This window comes from Streptomyces sp. NPDC020875, assembly GCF_040641415.1.
Classification (GTDB): Bacteria; Actinomycetota; Actinomycetes; order Streptomycetales; family Streptomycetaceae; genus Streptomyces.
In genome coordinates, this window is sequence record NZ_JBFADP010000022.1 from 35,823 (window position 1) to 53,168 (window position 17,346).

Consider the following 17,346-nt stretch of genomic DNA (forward strand, 5'->3'; position numbering starts at 1 on the left):
GACGTGTCCCAGGACGGCCGGAAGGCTTTTGTGGATCCTCTTGGTGGCGTCCGTGGGTCTCAGAGTAACCACATGAGCGGGGCTCCGCTCGATGGGGGCTGGTGAATTCCTCGCATTCCAGCCGTGATCCGGTCGAAGGTCCACGACGGCGGGGCGCCGGAGCAGCCCCGGGCCGCTGTGGCGGGTGATGCCACGGATGGAGTAGTGGTGCCAGTGGTCGGAGTTACTCGCCGACGGCCGCTGTGCGGAAACGTTTCCGGGGGCGCCGTCGCACGACGGCGCCCCCGGAAAACGGCGCATTCCCACCGCTGCGGCGGGGCGCCCCCGCGCCCCCGCCCGGCCGGTGGACTACCACTTGCCGGGCGCGTAGTCCTTCAGGAAGCAGCCGTACAGATCCTCGCCCGCCTCGCCGCGCACGATCGGGTCGTAGACCCGGGCCGCTCCGTCGACCAGGTCGAGCGGGGCGTGGAAGCCCTCGTCGGCCAGCCGCATCTTGTCCGGGTGCGGGCGCTCGTCGGTGATCCAGCCGGTGTCGACGGCCGTCATCAGGATCCCGTCGCTGCGGAACATCTCCTCGGCGCTGGTCCGGGTGAGCATGTTCAGCGCCGCCTTCGCCATATTGGTGTGCGGATGTCCGGCGCCCTTGTAGCCCCGGGCGAAGACGCCCTCCATGGCGGAGACGTTGACGACGTACGTCCGGCGCGCGGCCGAGGCGGCCATCGCCGGGCGGAGCCGGCTGATCAGGATGAACGGGGCGGTCGAGTTGCAGAGCTGGACCTCCAGCAGCTCGACCGGGTCGACCTCGGAGACGGTCTGGATCCAGCTGTTCGTGGCGTCCAGGTCGGGGACGAGCCCGCCCGCGTCGATCGCCGTACCGGCCTCGATCCGGGCCGGGGTGGCCGAGCCCGAGACCAGGGCGAGCCCGGTGACGTCCGCGGCCGTCAGGCCCTCACCCGCGGCCCGCGGCAGGGCGGCCACCGGGTCCACGGCGCCGCTGCCGAAGGTGCCGATCACCTCGGCCGGGGGCAGTACGCCCGCGGGCAGCGGCGCGGACTCGGCGGCGAGCAGCTCGCGGTAGGCCGCCGGGGAGCGGCGGACGGTCTGCGCGGCGTTGTTGATCAGGATGTCCAGGGGCCCTTCGGCGGCGACCGAGTCGGCGAGGGCGACGACCTGCGCCGGGTCCCGCAGATCGATACCGACGATCTTGAGCCGGTGGATCCACTCGTCGCTGTCGGGCATGGCCTTGAAGCGGCGGATCGCGTCGTTGGGGAAGCGGGTGGTGACCGTGGTGTGGGCGCCGTCGCGGAGCAGCCGCAGGGCGATGTACATGCCGATCTTGGCCCGGCCGCCGGTGAGCAGGGCACGCCGGCCGGTGAGATCGGTCCTGGCGTCCCGGCGGGCCCGGTTCTCGGTCGCGCACTCCGGGCAGAGCTGATGGTAGAAGGCGTCGACCTCGACGTACCGGGTCTTGCAGACATAGCAGGACCGGGGGCGCTTGAGTATGCCCGCGAGCTGCCCCTGCGCCGACGAGGACGGCAGCAGACCCTCGGTCTCGTCGTCGATCCGCTCGGCGGAGCCGGTGGCCGTGGCCTCGGTCACGGCCTTGTCGTGCGCGGTCTTGGAGGCCCGGCGCTCCTGGCGCCTGCGCTGCTTGACCGTACGGTAGATGCCCGCGGTGGCCCGGCGGACGGTGATCGCGTCGGGGTGGTCGACGTCCAGCTCGTCCAGCTCGTCCAGCACGCTGAGGCAGACGGCCAGCCGCTCCGGGTCGATACCGGGCCCGTACGACGCGGGGCTGTCCTCTGTCACCGTCATGAGCTGTGCCATTCCTCGATCGCGGGGCGCGCGGGGCTGACCGCGCGCTGATCACCCGGGGGTTCCAAAAGCGCGATTTTACCGAGCGGAGGGGTGACGGACCAAATGTGATCGTCCCGGCCGGGGACCGGGGCCGGTTTCGCCGGGTGCGCCCCGGGGCCGGACCCCGCGGATCAGCAGTCCCCGGCGGCTTGCCCCGCCCCGGGCGGGGTGTCGAAGGCGCAGTCCCCGCAGAGCCCGCCGCCCACCCGTTAGTGGAGGCAGCAGGTGGTCCGCCGCATCCCGGGGCCCCGTACGGTGCGGGCCAGATCGGGGTGGTCGAAGAGGCCGTCGGCCAGGGTCCGGGCCCGGTCGGCGGCGTCGGTACGGCCGGTACGGCGGGCCCAGGCGTCGATCTCGCGGACGGCCCCGGCGAGCGCGGAGCCCGCGTTGCCCCAGAGCAGCCCGGGGGAGATCCGGGTATCGCGGCGGACGGCGGCGGCGAGCGGGACGAGATGGGCCTCGTGGACGGCGGCCCGGATCGCGGCCACGGACGCGGGCAGGGTGCCCGGGTCGGTCAGCAGCAGATCGTCGGGGGTGGTCCGCTCGGGGGTCCAGCGGAGATCGGCGGGGCGGAGCGCGGGCAGGGTGCCGTGGAGGGCGGCGGAGCCGAGGGCGATCGACCAGAGCCGGGCGGCGAGTCCGAACTGGGCGATGGAGGCGGCGACCCGTCGCTCACGGGCGCCGAGCCGGTCGGCGACGAGATCGATCCGGCGGGCGAGCGGGACGGGGTCGCCCGCGTAGACGGCGGCGAGCGCGGTGGCGGCCGGGCCCGGTTCCGTACCGTCCGGGGGCGTGCCGGTGCGCAGGGCGAAGAAGCCGCCGATAGCACCGGTGGCAGCGGTCCCGGCTGTTCCGGTCTCGCCCTCCGGTCCTGCTCCCCCGCTCATCCGCCGCCCCTTCTCTCGTCGCCCGCGGCCGTCCGCGCGTCGTGGTCTCCGTGTGCCGCCGTCGACGGCTGTCGCATGGTGCCATGCCGGGCGTACCGTGGTCCTGTCGGCCTTCGTGCCACCCGCGCGGCTCCGCCGATGTACGGCCCGGTGCGGATCCACGGGTTCCGGCGCCCCGGGGCGCGTTCCGGGGTACGCCCCGCCGACCTGCCCGGACACCGGGGATCAGACCTGGGGCCTACGCTCGTACTCCGTCGGCAGTAGGAGGGATTGCCTGCTCCAGGACGACGACGCGACGCCGTATCAGAGGGATCGTGATCTCTATGAGTCCCCTTCTGCTCGCCGTGCTGCTGTCCCTGGTCTCCGCGGTCGCCTATGCGGCCGGGGCGATCGTGCAGGAGCACGTCGCGGCGACCGCGCGCGCCTACGCCCCCCTGAACCACCCCGGGTGGTGGTGTGCCGTGACCCTGAACGGGGTCGGTGCGCTGCTGCATGTGATAGCCCTCGCCTACGGGCCGCTCAGTGTCGTCCAGCCGCTCGGCGCGCTGACGATCGTGTTCGCCCTGCCGCTGGCCGCGGTCTTCGTCCGGCGGCGGGCCGGGGCGACCGCGTGGCGCGGGGCGCTGCTGGCGACCGTGGGGCTGGCGGGTCTGCTGGCGCTCAGCGGGGACGCCGGGAACTCGGCCTCCTCGTCGCTGGGTACGGGGCAGCGGGCGCTGCTGGGGGCGGTGACGTTCGGGGTGGTCGCCCTGGTGTTCCTGGTGGCGCAGACGATCAACCGTCCGGTGCTGCGGAGCGTGCTGCTGGCGGCGGCGGCCGGGGTGGCGTTCGGGATCGGCTCCGTGTTCACCAAGACCGTCGCGGTCGACTGGGAGTGGTCGGAGCCGCTCGCCCAGTGGCCCAGTCTGCTCGCGGTCGCCGTCCTGGCCACCGGTGGGCTGCTGCTCTCGCAGGCGTCGTACCGGGGCGCGGGGCTCGCGGCGCCGCTGGCGACGGTGACGGTGGTCAATCCGGTGGTCGCGACGGCGGTCGGGCTGACCATGCTCGGGGAGTCGTTCCGGGGCGGCGCCCCGGGCGCGGTGCTGGCGATCGGCTTCGGCGCGGTGGCGGCGGCCGGGCTCGCCCTGCTCACATCGGAGCGGCTGGCGGCGGCCCGGGACCGGGAGGCCGCGGTGGCCGCCGGGGAGCCGGGGAACGCGCGCGGGACGGCCGGCGACGGTCCCGACGCGGATCCGGTGTCGCGGGGCGGAGCGGAGACCGGCGGGCGTCCCGGGGGCACTCCGGTGCCGTACGGCCCGGCCGCGCGCGCCGGTCGGGGCGCGGCGGACCGGACCGGGAGGCGGGGGTTTCGCGGCTGTGGATCCCACCGGCCCGGATATCGGGCCGCCCGGCACCGGGCGGTGCCGGGGCCGTCGGCGGAGCGGCGGGCCCCGGCGGCGGCGCGGGGGTCAGATTGAGACGCCACCGGACCTGAGGTAGGCGAGGGGGTCGATGTCGGTGCCGTAGCCGGGGCCGGTTCGGACCTCGAAGTGGAGATGGGGGCCCGAGCTGTTGCCGGTGTTCCCGGAGCGGCCGATCCGCTGGCCGCTGTCGACCTGCTGGCCGGAGCGGACGGTGAGCGCGGAGAGATGGGCGTACTGGCTGTACCGGCCGTCGTCGTGGCGGACGACGACCTGGTAGCCGTAGGCACCGGCCCAGCCCGCGGAGACCACGAGGCCGTTGGCGACGGACTTGACCGAGGTGCCGGTCGCGACGGGGAAGTCGACCCCGGTGTGGTAGCCGCTGGACCAGGCGGAGCCCGCCTTGCGGTACGCGGTGCCGATGGCGCCGTCGACCGGGGCGCTCAGCCCGGCCCGGGACGGGGCGGCCTGCCGGGTCTTCCTCGGCTGGGGCTTCTGGGTCTGCTGCGGCTTGGTGGCGGGCCGCTCCGCCCGCTCCTTCCGCACCTCGGGCGCGGCCTTGCGGGGCGCCTGCTTGCGGGCCTGCTCGCCGGTGGCCCGCTGCCGGGGCGCGGGGGCCGCCGTCTTCGGGGTGCGGTCGGTTCCGGCGGCGCGCTCCCGGACCGGCGCCGAACCCTTCGCGGGGGCCGACATCTTGATGACCAGCTTCTGGCCCGGGTGGATCAGATCCGGGTCGGAGCCGACGGTCGCCCGGTTCTGCTCGTAGAGGGCGGGCCAGCCGCCCCGGACGTTCTTGGCGTCGGCGATCGAGGAGAGGGAGTCGCCGCCCGCGACGGTGTAGCCCTGGCGCTGGGTGGGGACCGTGGTCGGAGTCGCCTTCTGCTGCTTGGGGGGCGCGGTCCGCTGCGGGGCGGCCTGCCGGGTCTCGGCGGCGGCGGTCCGGCCGCCCTGGGCCTTGTCCCCCCGCTCGGGGGAGACGGCGGGCGCGTCGCCGCCGCGGCTGAGCCCGGCCTTGCCGGAGCAGTGCGGCCAGGCGCCGGGGCCCTGGGCCTCCAGGACCCGCTCGGCGACGGCTATCTGCTGGTCCTTGCTGGCGAGGTCGGCGCGCGGGGCGTACTCCCGGCCACCGAACGCCTCCCAGGTGGACTGGCTGAACTGGAGTCCGCCGTAGTAGCCGTTACCGGTGTTGATCTTCCAGTTGTTGGTCGACTCGCAGGCGGCGACCTTCTCCCAGACGTCGACGGACGCGGCCTGGCTGGTGCTCGCGGCGATCAGCGGGAGCGCCACGCCGGACGCGCCCGCGGTGACCGTCAACGACGCGCGGTTGATACGGCTCGGCTGTTGGCGGCGGTGGCGACCGGTTGCGGCCATGGTGCTTCTCCCCCTGGGGCAGGCAGAACTGAAACGGCTGGTACGACGAGTACGGCTGGTCAAGCACGGTAGATCACGGAACGGTCACGTACCAAGCCGTCAACCTAGGCCGTCCGCTCCGGCCCTGACAAGGGCTCAGCGCCCCGCGCACGACGGCAGGCGGGGGCGGACACCCCCGGAGGGCCGGTCCGGACCTGGGGGGACCGTCGCCCGATCGCCGCCCCGACCCCGTGCCATCGGGGCGAACACGGGCTCGAACGGGGAAATTTTCCGGGCTGCGCGGGAATTGACGACGAGTGAGCGGCCGGAGCCCCGGCACCGCGTACGACCACCCGGCCGACCGGCCGGAAGGCATCCGCGGACCCGTGGGTGATCTTCGGCACACGCCTTGGACCGCAGGAGTTTCTGATGAGTGGTAACGCGCAGATCGGGGTCACGGGACTCGCGGTGATGGGCCGCAATCTCGCCCGCAACTTCGCCCGGAACGGCTTCACGGTCGCCGTGCACAACCGTACGGCGGCCAGGACCCGCGCCCTGGTCGAGGAGTTCGGGGACGAGGGGGAGTTCATCGCCGCCGAGTCGGCGGAGGAGTTCGTCGCCGCGCTCGAACGGCCCCGCCGACTGGTGATCATGGTCAAGGCGGGTGGGCCGACGGACGCCGTGATCGAGGAGTTCGCCCCCCTCCTCGACGAGGGCGATGTCATCATCGACGGCGGCAACGCGCACTTCGCCGACACCCGGCGCCGCGAGCGGGAACTGCGGGAACGCGGTATCCACTTCGTCGGCGTGGGCATCTCCGGCGGCGAGGAGGGCGCCCTGCACGGCCCCAGCATCATGCCCGGCGGCTCCGAGGAGTCCTATGCCGCCCTCGGCCCGCTCCTGGAGCGGATCGCGGCGAAGGCGCCCGACGGCGTGCCGACCGTGGCCCATATCGGCCCGGACGGCGCGGGGCACTTCGTCAAGATGGTCCACAACGGCATCGAGTACGCGGATATGCAGCTGATCGCCGAGGCGTACGATCTGCTCCGCTCGGTGGCGGGCTACTCCCCCGCCGGGATCGCCGAGACGTTCCGCCGGTGGAACCGGGGGCGGCTGGGCTCGTATCTGATCGAGATCACGGCCGAGGTACTGGCCCATACGGACGCGGCGACCGGGAAGCCGTTCGTGGACGTCGTCGCCGACCGGGCCGAGCAGAAGGGCACGGGCCGCTGGACCGTCCAGACGGCGCTCGACCTCGGGGTGCCCGTCTCGGGGATCGCGGAGGCGGTCTTCGCCCGCTCCGTCTCGGGCCACGCGGCGCTGCGGGAGGCGTCCCGCGAGCTGCCGGGCCCGGTGCCGCGACCGCTCGGCGCGGCGGAGGCCGCGGCCTTCGCCGACGCCGTGGAGCAGGCGCTGTACGCCTCGAAGATCGTCTCCTACACCCAGGGCTTCCATCAGATCGCGGCGGGCAGCACCGAGTTCGGCTGGCATGTCGACCTCGGCGCGGTGGCGTCGATCTGGCGGGCGGGGTGCATCATCCGGGCGGACTTCCTCGACCGGATCCGGGAGGCGTACGACTCCCGGCCCGACCTGCCGGGCCTGCTGTCGGACCAGCGGTTCGCGGCGGAGATCGGCGCGGCGCAGGACGACTGGCGGGAGGTCGTCGCCACGGCGGCCCGCCAGGGCGTGCCGACACCGGGGTTCTCGGCGTCCCTGGCGTACTACGACGCGCTGCGCGCGGAGCGCCTCCCGGCGGCCCTCACCCAGGGCCAGCGGGACTTCTTCGGCGCGCACACCTACCGCCGTACCGACCGCGAGGGATCGTTCCACACTCTCTGGGGCGGGGACCGCTCGGAGGTCGCGGCGGACTGACCGGCCGTACGGCCCGGGGCCGGGGCACGTCGGACGCGCCCCGGCCGTCATAGGCCCGACGGCCGGAGGATCAGGCCGGTCCCGGCTGGGGCTGGGGCTCCGGATCGGGCCCCGGGCCGGGCCCGGGACCGGGCGGCGTCACCGGGTCCGGCGGCCGGGGCGGCGGCTGCGGAGTCGGTACGGGGCCGGGCAGCGGGCCGGGGTCGGGTCCCGGCGGGCCCGGCGACGGTACGGGTGACGGAGGTACGGGGGGCTGGGTCATACGGTCCTCCAGGATCCGGAGTCGTGCGTTCCAACTGTCTCCCGGTACGGGTTCCCCCGCCCGCCGGGCCCACACTCCCCCGGCGGGTCACCCTCCGTTCAGGGCCGTCACCGCCGCGCGCAGCCCGGACTCGGGCCCCGCCAGGACCGGGATCGCCGTACGGGCGTATCCGGTGGCCGGGGCCATCGACGCCTGGGCCAGCACGATCACCGCCGTATCGCGGACGGCGTCGACCGCGGCGGCCACCGTCCGGGCGTACCCCTCGGCGTCCCCGGCCTCGAACCGCTCCCAGGCCCCGGGGACCAGGACGCTCCGCAGTTCGAGGGGCCGTCCGGCGGCCTCCGCCCGGATCAGCGCCTCCGTGGGCCCCAGCGTGCTCGCCAGGGCGGCCAGTACCACGGCCCGGCCCCGGGCGGCGGCCTCGGCCGCCATCGGGCGGTCCACCCGGAGTACGGGCACGCCGTGCCGCCCGGCGCTCGCCTCGGCGACGGCGCCGATGGTCGAGCAGGTGCAGAGCACGGCCCCGGCCCCGGCCGCGACGGCCCGCCCGACCACGCCGGAGACCTCGTCGGCGACCGCCTCGGGCCCCTCCGCGACCGCGCGGGCCAGCAGTCCCTCGTGGACGAGATGGCGCAGCCCGACCCCCGGATGGTGCCGGTCGCGCAGGGCGTCGAAGACCGGCGGATGCACGGCCGAGGTGTGGAGCAGCGCCAGAACGGGCCCGGCGGAACCCGCCGGGCCCTCGCCGCTCACCACCGGTCGGGCCGGGCCCGCAGCTCCTCCTCGGCGGCCTCGACCAGCCCGGCCGGGGCCTCGGGCGCCTCGTCGGGGTGCCGTCCGGCCCAGCGCGCGGCGTACGGGCACAGCGGTACGACGGCCAGGCCCGCCCGCCCCGCGATCGCGTAGAACTCGCGGACCAGGGCCCCCGCGATGCCCCGGCCCTCGTAGCCGCGGTCGACCACGGTGTGCACGGCGACCAGCGCGGCGGGCGCGCCGTCCCGGTCCAGGACGAAGTACTGGATCCGCCCGGTCACGGTCCCGTCGCCGTCGTACGCCTCCAGCAGGCCCCGCGCCCGGTCGTCCCGCAGCTCGTACTCCGCGGCCTCGGCCATCACATCGCTCCTTCGCTCATCGTTCGCCGGCTCCGCCCACGACGGCACCGGGACTCCGCTCGGTCCGGCTCCCCGGTACGGGCGCCGACGCGTCGCTCCCCAGCTCCACGATGCGGTTCGCGGCGTCCACATGCACCACCCGCGGCACCAGGGCGCGCGCCTCCGCGTCGTCCATCTGGGCGTAGCTGATGAGAATGACCACGTCCCCGGGATGGACCAGATGGGCGGCGGCACCGTTGATCCCGATCACCCCGGAACCGCGTTCGCCCTCGATGACATAGGTCTCCAGCCGGGCACCATTGGTGACGTCGACGATATGGACCAGCTCACCGGCGAGCAGATCGGCGGCCTCCATCAGCTCGCCGTCGATCGTGACGGAGCCGACATAGTGCAGATCGGCCTGCGTCACAGTGGCACGGTGAATCTTGGACTTGAACATGGTGCGCATCATCGAGCTACTCCCGGAACTAGGCTCCCTGCCTGCGTTCTCGCAGGTCAAGTGCAGTTCCCTACCTTACAACGAGTCGCATATCCGGTCAGCTTCCACCAGGTTTTCGAGGGCTGATGCTGACCAATCGCCGACTTTCCCGGCGCACCATCAGGCAGGTTCCAGAGGGCTCATCCTGCTCACTCACTCCCCACCACCACGACGACGCCAGCCCACGCAACAACCGTCGGCAGCCGCCTGGGGGCGCACCCTCGTCGCGAACAGATCCAGGGCGGCCGATTGGCCGTCGGCACGTGCCCGGTGCCGACCGGGGCGGGCCGGGACCGGGCAGGTGCAGTTCCCGCGCGCGGTGATGAACAGGAAGAGGTCGCAGTCCGAGCTGGGGCCTTCTGGCGGGTTGCCGCAGCACCGGCCCGCGATCCGCCGCGGGGAGGGAGGCCCTGGTTGCCGCGCAACTGTTCTCGCCCCCGGCCGGAGAATGACCGGATGGAAGGTGACGAGCACCTGGTGCGGGCGGCGGCCGCCGGGCGGGACGAGGAGATCGTGGCTCTGCTGTGTCTGGGTGTTTCCCCGGACGGCCAGACTTGCCAGGGTCGGGGCCGCGCCGCGCTGGACCACGCCTTGTGGGGAGGTCACACGGCGGCAGCGCGTCTTCTCCTGGAGGCCGGGGCGGACACGGAAGCGCCCGTTGGTGAGTACCGGGAGACGGCGCCGCTGCGTCTCGCCGTGGAACAGGCGCGGGCAGAACTTGCCCGGCTGCTCCTCGAAGCGGCAGCGGAGCCCAACGGCAGGGTGTAGTCGACCCGGCCCACCGCGCTCATGATCGCCGTCGGCATGGGCACGTGGAGATCGCCCGCCTGCGGCTCGACCACGGCGCGTTGACCGAACTCGCCAGCCGCGACATGACCGCGCTGGAGTGGGCCGCCCGGCAGGGCCGACACCGCACAGCCTCGCCATGGGCGCCGGGGACGTCACCGACCTCGGCCCCGTCATCCTGGACCGGCTCTCCGGCCGGACCCGCCCGACCAGCTAGGGAACCCGAATTCCGATGCGCGCCGGGCGGGCGTCTTCGGCGAGTGGCCACGTAGGCGCTCGCTCGCCTCGGTGCGTCCGCCCGGCCGTATCGGTGCCTAGGCGCCGTACCACTGCTGGTAGCCGAGACCGTTGCAGGCGTGTTCGCGGAGCCCGAAAGCGCCGCTGTCGTCGATACACCGACGCGTATTCTCGTTCTTGAATGTGATCGTGCCGTTGCTGTTGCGCCACAGTTCCCAGCGCTGGTAGTTGAGGCCATTGCAAGAGTGTTCGCGGAGCCCGAAGGCACCACTGTCGTCGATACACCGACCGGTGTTGTCGTTCCTCAGGACCCAGTTGTTGTTCAGGGAAGAAATGATCTTCCAGTCCTGGTAGTTGAGACCGTTACAGGAATGCTCGCGGAGCCCGAAGGCGCCGCTGTCGTCGATACAGCGACCGGTGTTGAGATTCTTGATCGCGCCCCCGGCCATCGTCTGGGCGTCTTGGGGCAGTACCCGCGCCGTGTCGGTTTGCGGGGACGACGGGGCGGGCGCTGCGGATGCGCCGGGTCCGCTGACCATCAGGGCCGCGCTCGACAGTGCCGAGACGATCATGAGAGCCGTACGGGTTCGCGGCAGTCTGCGTAAGGTCATGTGTGCCTCCGGTCGGTTGTGCCTCGTGCCTGGACCGTGCGGGAAGCCATCAGATACGCAATGAACATGCCATGAAGGTCGCGAGATCAAGCCCGGCTTCTATTCAATGGCCGAATGACCGGCTTCGGAGTTGATATCGGCGGCCGGAGCCCTGGAACTGGGCACGGTCAGGCCGAGGCGGTATGACCGGGGCCATCGGCTCCCGCGCCGTCAGTTGTACTGCTGGCTCGATGGCCAGAATTGAACGACAAACCGTTCCCCGGTCAGTATCTGCGCTCGTTCGGCACTGATGGGGAACACGCTCATGGCTTCGTTCATCTGCTGCCACCCCTGGTACATCACGCGCACGGCATAGTTGCCGGGCCCGGGGAGTTCGAGGACCGTAGCGCCAATGGTGCGCTTGGAGATGACGAGAGTGCCCGTTGGGCATTCCAAGGCCAGAAGGCGATGGCCTTCCCAACTGGTCAGGTCGGAGTCTGGGGCCGCGTTCCAGGCTTCGATCGTGAGATCGACGTCCATCGTTCCCGCGCAGGCGATGGCGATCTCGTATCCGGTGCCAGCCGCCACTTCGCTCCGGGCTCGCGTCGCCACTTCCGGATCCCGCGCGTCACAGTCGCCGTCGTAGAGGTCGAATCCACCGTAGTCGGGGGTGATCCGGAAATCGTGCGCCAGCAGCCGTTCGGGCATCAGGGCTCCTTCCCGCCCGGCCATGCTCTCACGCGGGCGATACGGACCGCCTTCGACTCGGTGCCGGTCGCGGTCTGCAACCGGAGCGCTGCCGGGCGTGAATCGTTTCACGCCCGGCAGTGATGATTCCGGCGGGCAGAAGGAAGTCGCGGCCGACAGCCCTCCGGCTCCTTCGCGCTCCCGGGACGGCCCGGGTGGCGAGCCTCGCCGGGTAGGAGCCCCCGCCGTGCAACCCATCTCCAACGCACCGAGAAGACGCTCGGACTCGACCTCCGGAACACCCGCAGCGGGGCGGTCTCTCCCTCGCCCTGGCCCTCGCCGACCCCCGGGACCTCGAGGAGACGGCCGATGTCACGGCCTCGCCCACCCTCGACGACCTGCTGGGCACCCCTGCCGTCGCTTCCTGGGCCCGTGCGCTCCTCGCCCCGCTGCGTCCCCATGAGCGTCAGGACCTTCGCGGCACTTTGATCGCCTGGATCGAGGCCGACGCGGACGCCCGGCTGACCGGTCGACGACTCGGTATCAGCCGGAACACCGTCCGCTCCCGCCTGCGCACCGCCGAACAGGTCCTCGGCCGCGACATCCTGAGCACCGGCGCCGGTGTCCATGAACTCGTCCACGCCTTCCACGCCACCGGCCGACTCGCCCCATCCCGTACGGCGTCGTCACAGCCGGGGGAACGAGAAGAGTCGTAGCGGGTAGCCCCGTAGAACGCCTACGGGACGTTCCTCCGACGGATTCGCCGTACGCACGGCTCGGACGTCGCCGGTACCGCATTGGGCCGCCTCCGTACCGGAGGCGTCGTCCGGTACGAGGGCCTGCCCGCCCATCGCCTTGACATCTGTGCAGATGAGGGGGCGTGGGAGGGGGTGGCTTGCCAGGAAGAAGACCCCTGGGGGATCGTTGCCTGAAGGAAATGATCCCGATGGAGTTGGTGAGGTGAGGGATTCGCCCAGCGGGTCCTCGTTCTTTGGTTTCCACCCGAGCACAGACCGCCGCGGACGCGGAGCCGGCCTTCCCGTGGGGCCGTGCCCCCTACCCGGTCCTGGTAGCTGACGCGGCGGGCCTTGTCGTGGACTGCAACGACGCGGCTCGGGCACTGCTGCCTGCGGCCCGACCGGCGTGCCGCCTGGCCGACGTGGCACCGGACTGGCTGGCCGCGGCCCACCGGGCGATCCGCCGGGGCGGCCCGGATGCCGCCCGGCACTCGGACGTACCGCTGTCCGGTGCGATCGAAGCACGCCGTTTCGAGGCGCACCCCAGTGTGCGGGACGACGGCACGGTGGCGTGGTGGCTGGTGGACGACACGGATCACCAGCTGGCCCGTGAGGCCCTGCACATGGAACGGGAGCGGACCGCGTTCCTCGCGAAGGCGTCCAGCACGCTGCTCTCCTCACTCAACCTGGGGCGGTGCATGGACGTGACGGCGCAGCTGGCTGCCGAGAACCTCGCCGACGCGGCCCTGGTCATCGCGCCGGCCCGCGGCCGCCGCCTTCCGGTGGTGACGTGTCTGCGGGGCGGCATGCCCCTTTCCTCGCAGGAAGCGGTCGACCCCGGCGAGGTGCCCGGTCTCGGTGAAGCCCTGCGCGGGTTTCCGCCGGTGCCCTCCCGGTGGATCGACCCCGCCGCCGCTCCGGCCTGGATGATCCCCGAAGGCTTCGGCCCCATCGGGGCGATGGTGATCACTCCGCTGCCCGGGCACGGCGTTCCGGCCGGGGCGCTGGTGATGCTGCGCGGGGAGGGCAGCGCGGCCTTCACCGAAGAGGAAGAGGTCTTCGCCCGCCTGTTCGCCGCGCGTTCGGGGGCGGCCATGTCGGCGGCCCGTCTGTACGCGGAGCAGACGGCCATCACCGAGGTACTCATGCGGGAGCTGCTGCCCCCGGCCCTGCACCAGATCTCCGGCGTGGACTTCGCCGGCAGCTACCGCCCCTCGGCCGACCACGAACGCATCGGCGGGGACTTCTACGACGTTCACCCCGCCGCCGTGGAAGGCGAGCCTTCGCTGGTGACGCTGGGCGATGTGTGCGGGAAGGGCCTGGAAGCCGCCGTCCTCACCGGCAAGATCCGCAACACCCTGCATGCCCTGCTGCCCCTGGCCGACGACCACCAGCGGATGCTCACCCTGCTCAACACCGCCCTGCTCAACTCACACCACACCCGGTTCGCGACCCTGGTACTCGCCTCCGCCGCCCGCCGGGGCCACGAGGTCCAGGTACGGCTGACCAGCGCCGGCCATCCCAACCCGCTGATCATCCGCGCGGACGGCACGGTCCAGAAAGCCGACACCCGCGGCACCCTGGTCGGGGTGCTGCCGGACGTCCGCGCCCGTACCGCGTCCGTCACGCTCGCCCCCGGCGAGTCCTGCGTCCTCTACACCGACGGCATCACCGAGGCCAAGGGCGGCCCGCTGGGCGACAGCTTCTTCGGTGAGGAACGCCTCCGGCGCGCCCTCGCCGGATGCGCCGGGATGCCGGCCGAGGGCATCGTGGAACACGTCCAGATGCTCGCCTCCCAGTGGCTCGGCAACCGTCGCCACGACGATATGGCCGTCCTCGCGATCTCCGCGCCCCGCACCCGTCATCTGAGTGCGGTGAACGGCCGCACTCGGGGCAGGTTCACCGCATGAGCACGCACACCCCGCCCCGGCTCCCCGGCCGTGAGCGCATACGGGAACTCACCGCCGAGCTGTGGACCGCCGTGGCGGCAGGCGACGAGCACACCGCCACCGGTATCGTCCTGGGCGCCCTGGACGACGGTCTCGACCCCGAGTCCGTCCTGCTGGACGTGATCGCCGCGGTCCAGGGCACCATCGGCGAGGAATGGGCCGCCAACCGCATCAGCGTCGCGCAGGAGCATGCCGCGACCTCCATCAACGAACGCGCCGTCGCCGCGCTCGCCCTGCATCCCGCCGCCCGTACCACGGCCCGCCGGGGACGGATCACGGTGGCCTGCGTGGACGGTGAGTGGCACGCCTTGCCCGCCCGCCTGGTGGCCGAGGTGCTGAAACTGCGCGGCTGGCAGGTCGACTACCTCGGCGCGCAGGTCCCCTCCCCTCATCTCATCTCCCACCTGCACACCACGAAGGCCGACGCGGTCGCCCTGTCCGGCTCGATCGCCACCCGCCTGCCCACGGCGCACGCGGCGATCACCGCCTGCCAGGCCGTGGGCGTTCCCGTCCTGGTCGGAGGCGCCGCGTTCGGACCCGACGGCCGCTATGCGAAACTGCTGGGCGCCCAGGCGTGGGCTCCGGACGCCCGAACCGCGGCCGACCGGCTCGCCGAGGGGCCGCTGGCGCGCCCGCAGGCCGACCACCAGCAGGTCGACGACCTGCCGCACCTGGCCGACCAGGAGTACACGATGGTCGCCCGCAGTAGCGACTCTCTGGTACGGACCGTCTTCTCCGGACTTCAGGACGCCTTCCCCGCCCTCCGCTCCGACGAAATGCGGCGCGACCGCACGGCGGAAGACCTCGCGCACATCGTGGAGTTCCTCGCCACTTCCCTCTACCTCGACGACGACGACCTCTTCACCCGCTACATCACCTGGACAGCCCAGATCCTCCGAGCCCGAGAAGTGCCCGCCCAGACCCTCCCTCCCACGCTGAACCTCCTCGCGCACGAACTCAAGGACTTCCCCCGGGCCTCCCGCACCCTGCAACGCGGTATCGAAGCTCTCACCGCCGACCACCCCACCGCTGGAACATACGTATGACGCAGCCCCCCGCCCTCCGCCTGACCACGATCGACACCGCGGACACGGTACGTATCGAGATCACCGGGGACCTCGACTACGACACCGCCGATCTCCTCCTGGACGAGGTCACCGACGAACTGTCCGCCCGGCCCGGCCTCAAGGAACTCCATCTGCACTGCGCCGAGATCGGTGCCGTCGACTCCATGGGCCTGTCGATCCTGCTGATGATCGGCCGTCGCACCGCCGCGGCCGGAGCGCGGCTGCATCTGGACGACCGGCCCGCGATACTGGACCGGCTCCTCGACATCACCGGCACGCTCGAGTACTTCACGGTGACATCCCCCACCGGCGCCGCGAACTCGCACCACAGCACGGCTCACCCCCCGACCAACCCGGGGAACGCGCAAGCGGTCGGCCCCGGCGCACCGGACGGCACCACCTGAGCCACGTCCCGCCGACCCCGGCAGCGCACCCCAGGGAATGTGTCCCTGCGGAGACACGGCTTTGCGTCCGGGCGGAGCACACGGCTCCGACGAGGGCCCGGTGTCATCCGGGCCAGGTCCCGGAAAGCCGGTGAACGGCGGCTGCTCCACCGCGGTCGACGGCGGCTTTCACAGTGGAGAACGCGGCGCCCCGGACCGCGGCGGCGAACAGGACTTCCCGCCATGTGCGGTCCGGGTCGGTGGCGCCGGGCGCTTCGTCCTCGTGACCGAGCCGCCGCCAGACCTGGCGGAACAAGGCCGTGGGCAGCGTCCCTCTGACGGCACTCAGCAACAGGCCCACGGGCCTGTAGTCGATCTTCGACATCTTCATCGGCTCCTCAACGTGTCTCCGACGGCAAGAACGAGGACGGCGACGGCGACGGCACGAAGTGGCACCTCCTGATCCGCCGCCCGATCCACCCCCCCCTGGGGCCGCCCGAAGCGTCACTCCGCTGCCATCGCCCGCAACCAGGCACTCCCGGCTTACCGGTAGCAGGCGAACCGGCCCGGCCAGCGGCGAGTAACCACCTTGAGCGGCTGGCCGGGGAAGCGGCTTGTAATGCGCCGGATACCGGTCTCCACGCCGGTGTTCTCGGCCGGTGCTCGTACGATGACCGAATGCCGAAGCCGTTAGGAACCAACTCACGTGTATGGGTGGCCGCGTGGGGAGTGCTGTGCGCGGCCGGCCTCGCCGCTGCCGGGGCGGTCATTGCTCTCAACGCGCAGTCGGAACCGGAACCGCCACCCACTGTGCCGCCCGTGTACTCCTCCTGCCTGGCAGCCGACACCCAGCCGATACCTGCGCACGACGATCCATGCAAAGGCCCCTGAAACACCGTCGTCGCGGTTCCCGCACTCCGACTCGTTCAGATCACACTCAGCCGGATCAGCGAACAGATGGGGAAGATCGCCCGTCTGGCTTCCCCGGGACGAGCGCCGGAAGGCGGTCCGCCTGTTGATCCCGGAGCTGGCGGTTGCCGACGCCAGCGCTTCTGTTCCGACGCGTGCGGCCACGAGTGGCACAGAGGTCCCCCACTGGCCCGGCGGCCGCCCGGCGGGGGGGCGTCCCGATGTCGTGGGCGGCGGTTGGCGGCACCGGGGCAGCGTCGGCCGGCTCGGGTACCGGGACCGTGCCGGGTGCGAGGACCCGCAGGGCGCGGACGGCCGAGGTGTTGGCGGCCGTAATGATGCCGGTCTGTTCCAGCCGGGGCTTCGTCGCCCAGGCCTTCGCCTCCGGGCACACGGCGAGCTGGCTGGTGTCCGGGGCGAATCCGCCCGCCGTGACGTGTCCGGCGAGTTCCCGGGCGATGTCCGGCCACCGCTCCCGCAGTAAGGCGCCCGCGACCGGAAGTTCCCGGGCGATTTCGGTGACCAGCATGCCGAGCGCGGCACCGAGGCCGACCGGCTCGCGCCCATCCCGGCGCTCCGTACGGACAAGGCGCGGTTTCGGCTTCTCCGCACGGCTGGCGCCGTTGCTGCGGGCCGTCTCCATCGCGGCCCGCAGCGCGACCCGGGCCGGGCCGACCCCGGAACCCGTCCCACTCGGGCCTGCCCCCAGGTGGTGACGACATTGGGCTCGGGGAACATTCGGAGCAACAGCTCCCGCTTCGCGGCGGACTGCCGCTCCACCTA

Annotated in this window: 16 protein-coding genes; 7 read left to right on the forward strand and 9 right to left on the reverse strand. The window is 72.5% G+C overall.

The annotated features are described in order from the left end of the window. Nucleotides 1-348: 348 nt before the first annotated feature. Nucleotides 349-1,815, reverse strand: a complete 1,467-nt coding sequence (locus AB0G74_RS14975) for an SDR family NAD(P)-dependent oxidoreductase (RefSeq protein WP_361145413.1) — start codon at nt 1,813-1,815, stop codon at nt 349-351. Nucleotides 1,816-2,066: 251 nt separating this feature from the next. Continuing rightward, nucleotides 2,067-2,744 carry a ferric iron reductase gene (locus AB0G74_RS14980; protein ID WP_361145416.1) on the reverse strand — a complete coding sequence of 226 codons (678 nt, stop codon included), beginning with the start codon at nt 2,742-2,744 and terminating at the stop codon, nt 2,067-2,069. A 323-nt stretch (nt 2,745-3,067) separates the two neighbouring features. Here AB0G74_RS14980 and AB0G74_RS14985 point away from each other — a divergent pair, with 323 nt between their 5' ends. After that, complete coding sequence (locus AB0G74_RS14985) at nt 3,068-4,201, forward strand: DMT family transporter (RefSeq protein ID WP_361145418.1); 1,134 nt, start codon at nt 3,068-3,070, stop codon at nt 4,199-4,201. Here AB0G74_RS14985 and AB0G74_RS14990 read toward each other — a convergent pair. Further along, nucleotides 4,193-5,515 (reverse strand): transglycosylase family protein, encoded by a 1,323-nt coding sequence (locus AB0G74_RS14990; RefSeq protein ID WP_361145421.1) that lies wholly within the window; start codon nt 5,513-5,515, stop codon nt 4,193-4,195. The genes AB0G74_RS14985 and AB0G74_RS14990 overlap by 9 nt on opposite strands. Before the next feature lie 408 nt (nt 5,516-5,923). On the opposite strand from AB0G74_RS14990, the gene gndA reads away from it, so the two are divergent. Then, nucleotides 5,924-7,366 (forward strand): NADP-dependent phosphogluconate dehydrogenase, encoded by a 1,443-nt coding sequence (gndA, locus tag AB0G74_RS14995; RefSeq protein ID WP_361145424.1) that lies wholly within the window; start codon nt 5,924-5,926, stop codon nt 7,364-7,366. A 349-nt stretch (nt 7,367-7,715) separates the two neighbouring features. Here the strand turns inward: gndA and AB0G74_RS15000 are convergent, their stop codons facing one another. From AB0G74_RS15000 to panD, 3 genes are read right to left on the reverse strand one after another with little or no spacing between them, the layout of a single operon-like run. Further along, the gene (locus tag AB0G74_RS15000; RefSeq protein ID WP_361145427.1) at nt 7,716-8,384 is read right to left on the reverse strand and encodes an aspartate/glutamate racemase family protein; all 669 of its coding nucleotides are present in this window, start codon (nt 8,382-8,384) and stop codon (nt 7,716-7,718) included. Next, nucleotides 8,378-8,740 carry a GNAT family N-acetyltransferase gene (locus AB0G74_RS15005; protein WP_361145430.1) on the reverse strand — a complete coding sequence of 121 codons (363 nt, stop codon included), beginning with the start codon at nt 8,738-8,740 and terminating at the stop codon, nt 8,378-8,380. The genes AB0G74_RS15000 and AB0G74_RS15005 overlap by 7 nt, the downstream gene beginning before the upstream one ends. Nucleotides 8,741-8,756: 16 nt before the next feature. Further along, on the reverse strand, nt 8,757-9,191 hold the full coding sequence (gene panD, locus AB0G74_RS15010; protein ID WP_361145432.1) for an aspartate 1-decarboxylase: 435 nt from the start codon (nt 9,189-9,191) through the stop codon (nt 8,757-8,759). A gap of 483 nt (nt 9,192-9,674) precedes the next feature. Between panD and AB0G74_RS15015 the strand changes: the two genes are divergently transcribed. Beyond that, a complete protein-coding gene (locus AB0G74_RS15015; RefSeq protein WP_361145435.1) occupies nt 9,675-9,986 on the forward strand; it encodes an ankyrin repeat domain-containing protein in 312 nt (103 codons plus the stop codon). A 332-nt stretch (nt 9,987-10,318) separates the two neighbouring features. On the opposite strand, the gene AB0G74_RS15020 is transcribed toward AB0G74_RS15015, so the two are convergent. Beyond that, nucleotides 10,319-10,852: an RICIN domain-containing protein gene (locus AB0G74_RS15020; RefSeq protein WP_361145438.1), complete on the reverse strand. Its 534-nt coding sequence runs from the start codon at nt 10,850-10,852 to the stop codon at nt 10,319-10,321. 210 nt (nt 10,853-11,062) lie between these two features. Then, nucleotides 11,063-11,539, reverse strand: coding sequence for a hypothetical protein (locus tag AB0G74_RS15025; protein WP_361145441.1), 477 nt, complete (start codon nt 11,537-11,539; stop codon nt 11,063-11,065). A gap of 464 nt (nt 11,540-12,003) precedes the next feature. On the opposite strand from AB0G74_RS15025, the gene AB0G74_RS15030 reads away from it, so the two are divergent. The 4 genes from AB0G74_RS15030 to AB0G74_RS15045 all read left to right on the forward strand — a co-directional run bounded on the left by AB0G74_RS15030 (nt 12,004) and on the right by AB0G74_RS15045 (nt 15,675). Then, on the forward strand, nt 12,004-12,234 hold the full coding sequence (locus tag AB0G74_RS15030; RefSeq protein WP_361145444.1) for a helix-turn-helix domain-containing protein: 231 nt from the start codon (nt 12,004-12,006) through the stop codon (nt 12,232-12,234). A gap of 377 nt (nt 12,235-12,611) precedes the next feature. Then, nucleotides 12,612-14,165 (forward strand): SpoIIE family protein phosphatase, encoded by a 1,554-nt coding sequence (locus AB0G74_RS15035; RefSeq protein ID WP_361145447.1) that lies wholly within the window; start codon nt 12,612-12,614, stop codon nt 14,163-14,165. Next, nucleotides 14,162-15,250, forward strand: a complete 1,089-nt coding sequence (locus AB0G74_RS15040; RefSeq protein ID WP_361145450.1) for a cobalamin-dependent protein — start codon at nt 14,162-14,164, stop codon at nt 15,248-15,250. Before AB0G74_RS15035 ends, AB0G74_RS15040 begins: the two co-directional genes overlap by 4 nt. Further along, a complete protein-coding gene (locus tag AB0G74_RS15045; RefSeq protein WP_361145453.1) occupies nt 15,247-15,675 on the forward strand; it encodes an STAS domain-containing protein in 429 nt (142 codons plus the stop codon). The genes AB0G74_RS15040 and AB0G74_RS15045 overlap by 4 nt, the downstream gene beginning before the upstream one ends. Before the next feature lie 103 nt (nt 15,676-15,778). Here AB0G74_RS15045 and AB0G74_RS15050 read toward each other — a convergent pair whose 3' ends face one another. Continuing rightward, entirely contained in the window at nt 15,779-16,045 is a 267-nt protein-coding gene (locus AB0G74_RS15050; RefSeq protein WP_361145455.1) for a DUF4235 domain-containing protein, read from the reverse strand. Nucleotides 16,046-17,346 lie beyond the last annotated feature (1,301 nt).

Excerpts from the sequence above, each read along its gene's own strand:
- gndA (WP_361145424.1), top strand. The coding sequence starts at position 5,924 with ATGAGTGGTAACGCGCAGATCGGGGTCACGGGACTCGCGGTGATGGGC.
- AB0G74_RS14975 (WP_361145413.1), bottom strand. The coding sequence starts at position 1,815 with ATGACGGTGACAGAGGACAGCCCCGCGTCGTACGGGCCCGGTATCGAC.
- AB0G74_RS15020 (WP_361145438.1), bottom strand. The coding sequence starts at position 10,852 with ATGACCTTACGCAGACTGCCGCGAACCCGTACGGCTCTCATGATCGTC.
- AB0G74_RS15015 (WP_361145435.1), top strand. The coding sequence starts at position 9,675 with ATGGAAGGTGACGAGCACCTGGTGCGGGCGGCGGCCGCCGGGCGGGAC.
- AB0G74_RS15050 (WP_361145455.1), bottom strand. The coding sequence starts at position 16,045 with ATGAAGATGTCGAAGATCGACTACAGGCCCGTGGGCCTGTTGCTGAGT.
- AB0G74_RS15005 (WP_361145430.1), bottom strand. The coding sequence starts at position 8,740 with ATGGCCGAGGCCGCGGAGTACGAGCTGCGGGACGACCGGGCGCGGGGC.
- AB0G74_RS14985 (WP_361145418.1), top strand. The coding sequence starts at position 3,068 with ATGAGTCCCCTTCTGCTCGCCGTGCTGCTGTCCCTGGTCTCCGCGGTC.
- AB0G74_RS15045 (WP_361145453.1), top strand. The coding sequence starts at position 15,247 with ATGACGCAGCCCCCCGCCCTCCGCCTGACCACGATCGACACCGCGGAC.
- AB0G74_RS14990 (WP_361145421.1), bottom strand. The coding sequence starts at position 5,515 with ATGGCCGCAACCGGTCGCCACCGCCGCCAACAGCCGAGCCGTATCAAC.
- AB0G74_RS15025 (WP_361145441.1), bottom strand. The coding sequence starts at position 11,539 with ATGCCCGAACGGCTGCTGGCGCACGATTTCCGGATCACCCCCGACTAC.
- panD (WP_361145432.1), bottom strand. The coding sequence starts at position 9,191 with ATGATGCGCACCATGTTCAAGTCCAAGATTCACCGTGCCACTGTGACG.
- AB0G74_RS15040 (WP_361145450.1), top strand. The coding sequence starts at position 14,162 with ATGAGCACGCACACCCCGCCCCGGCTCCCCGGCCGTGAGCGCATACGG.
- AB0G74_RS14980 (WP_361145416.1), bottom strand. The coding sequence starts at position 2,744 with ATGAGCGGGGGAGCAGGACCGGAGGGCGAGACCGGAACAGCCGGGACC.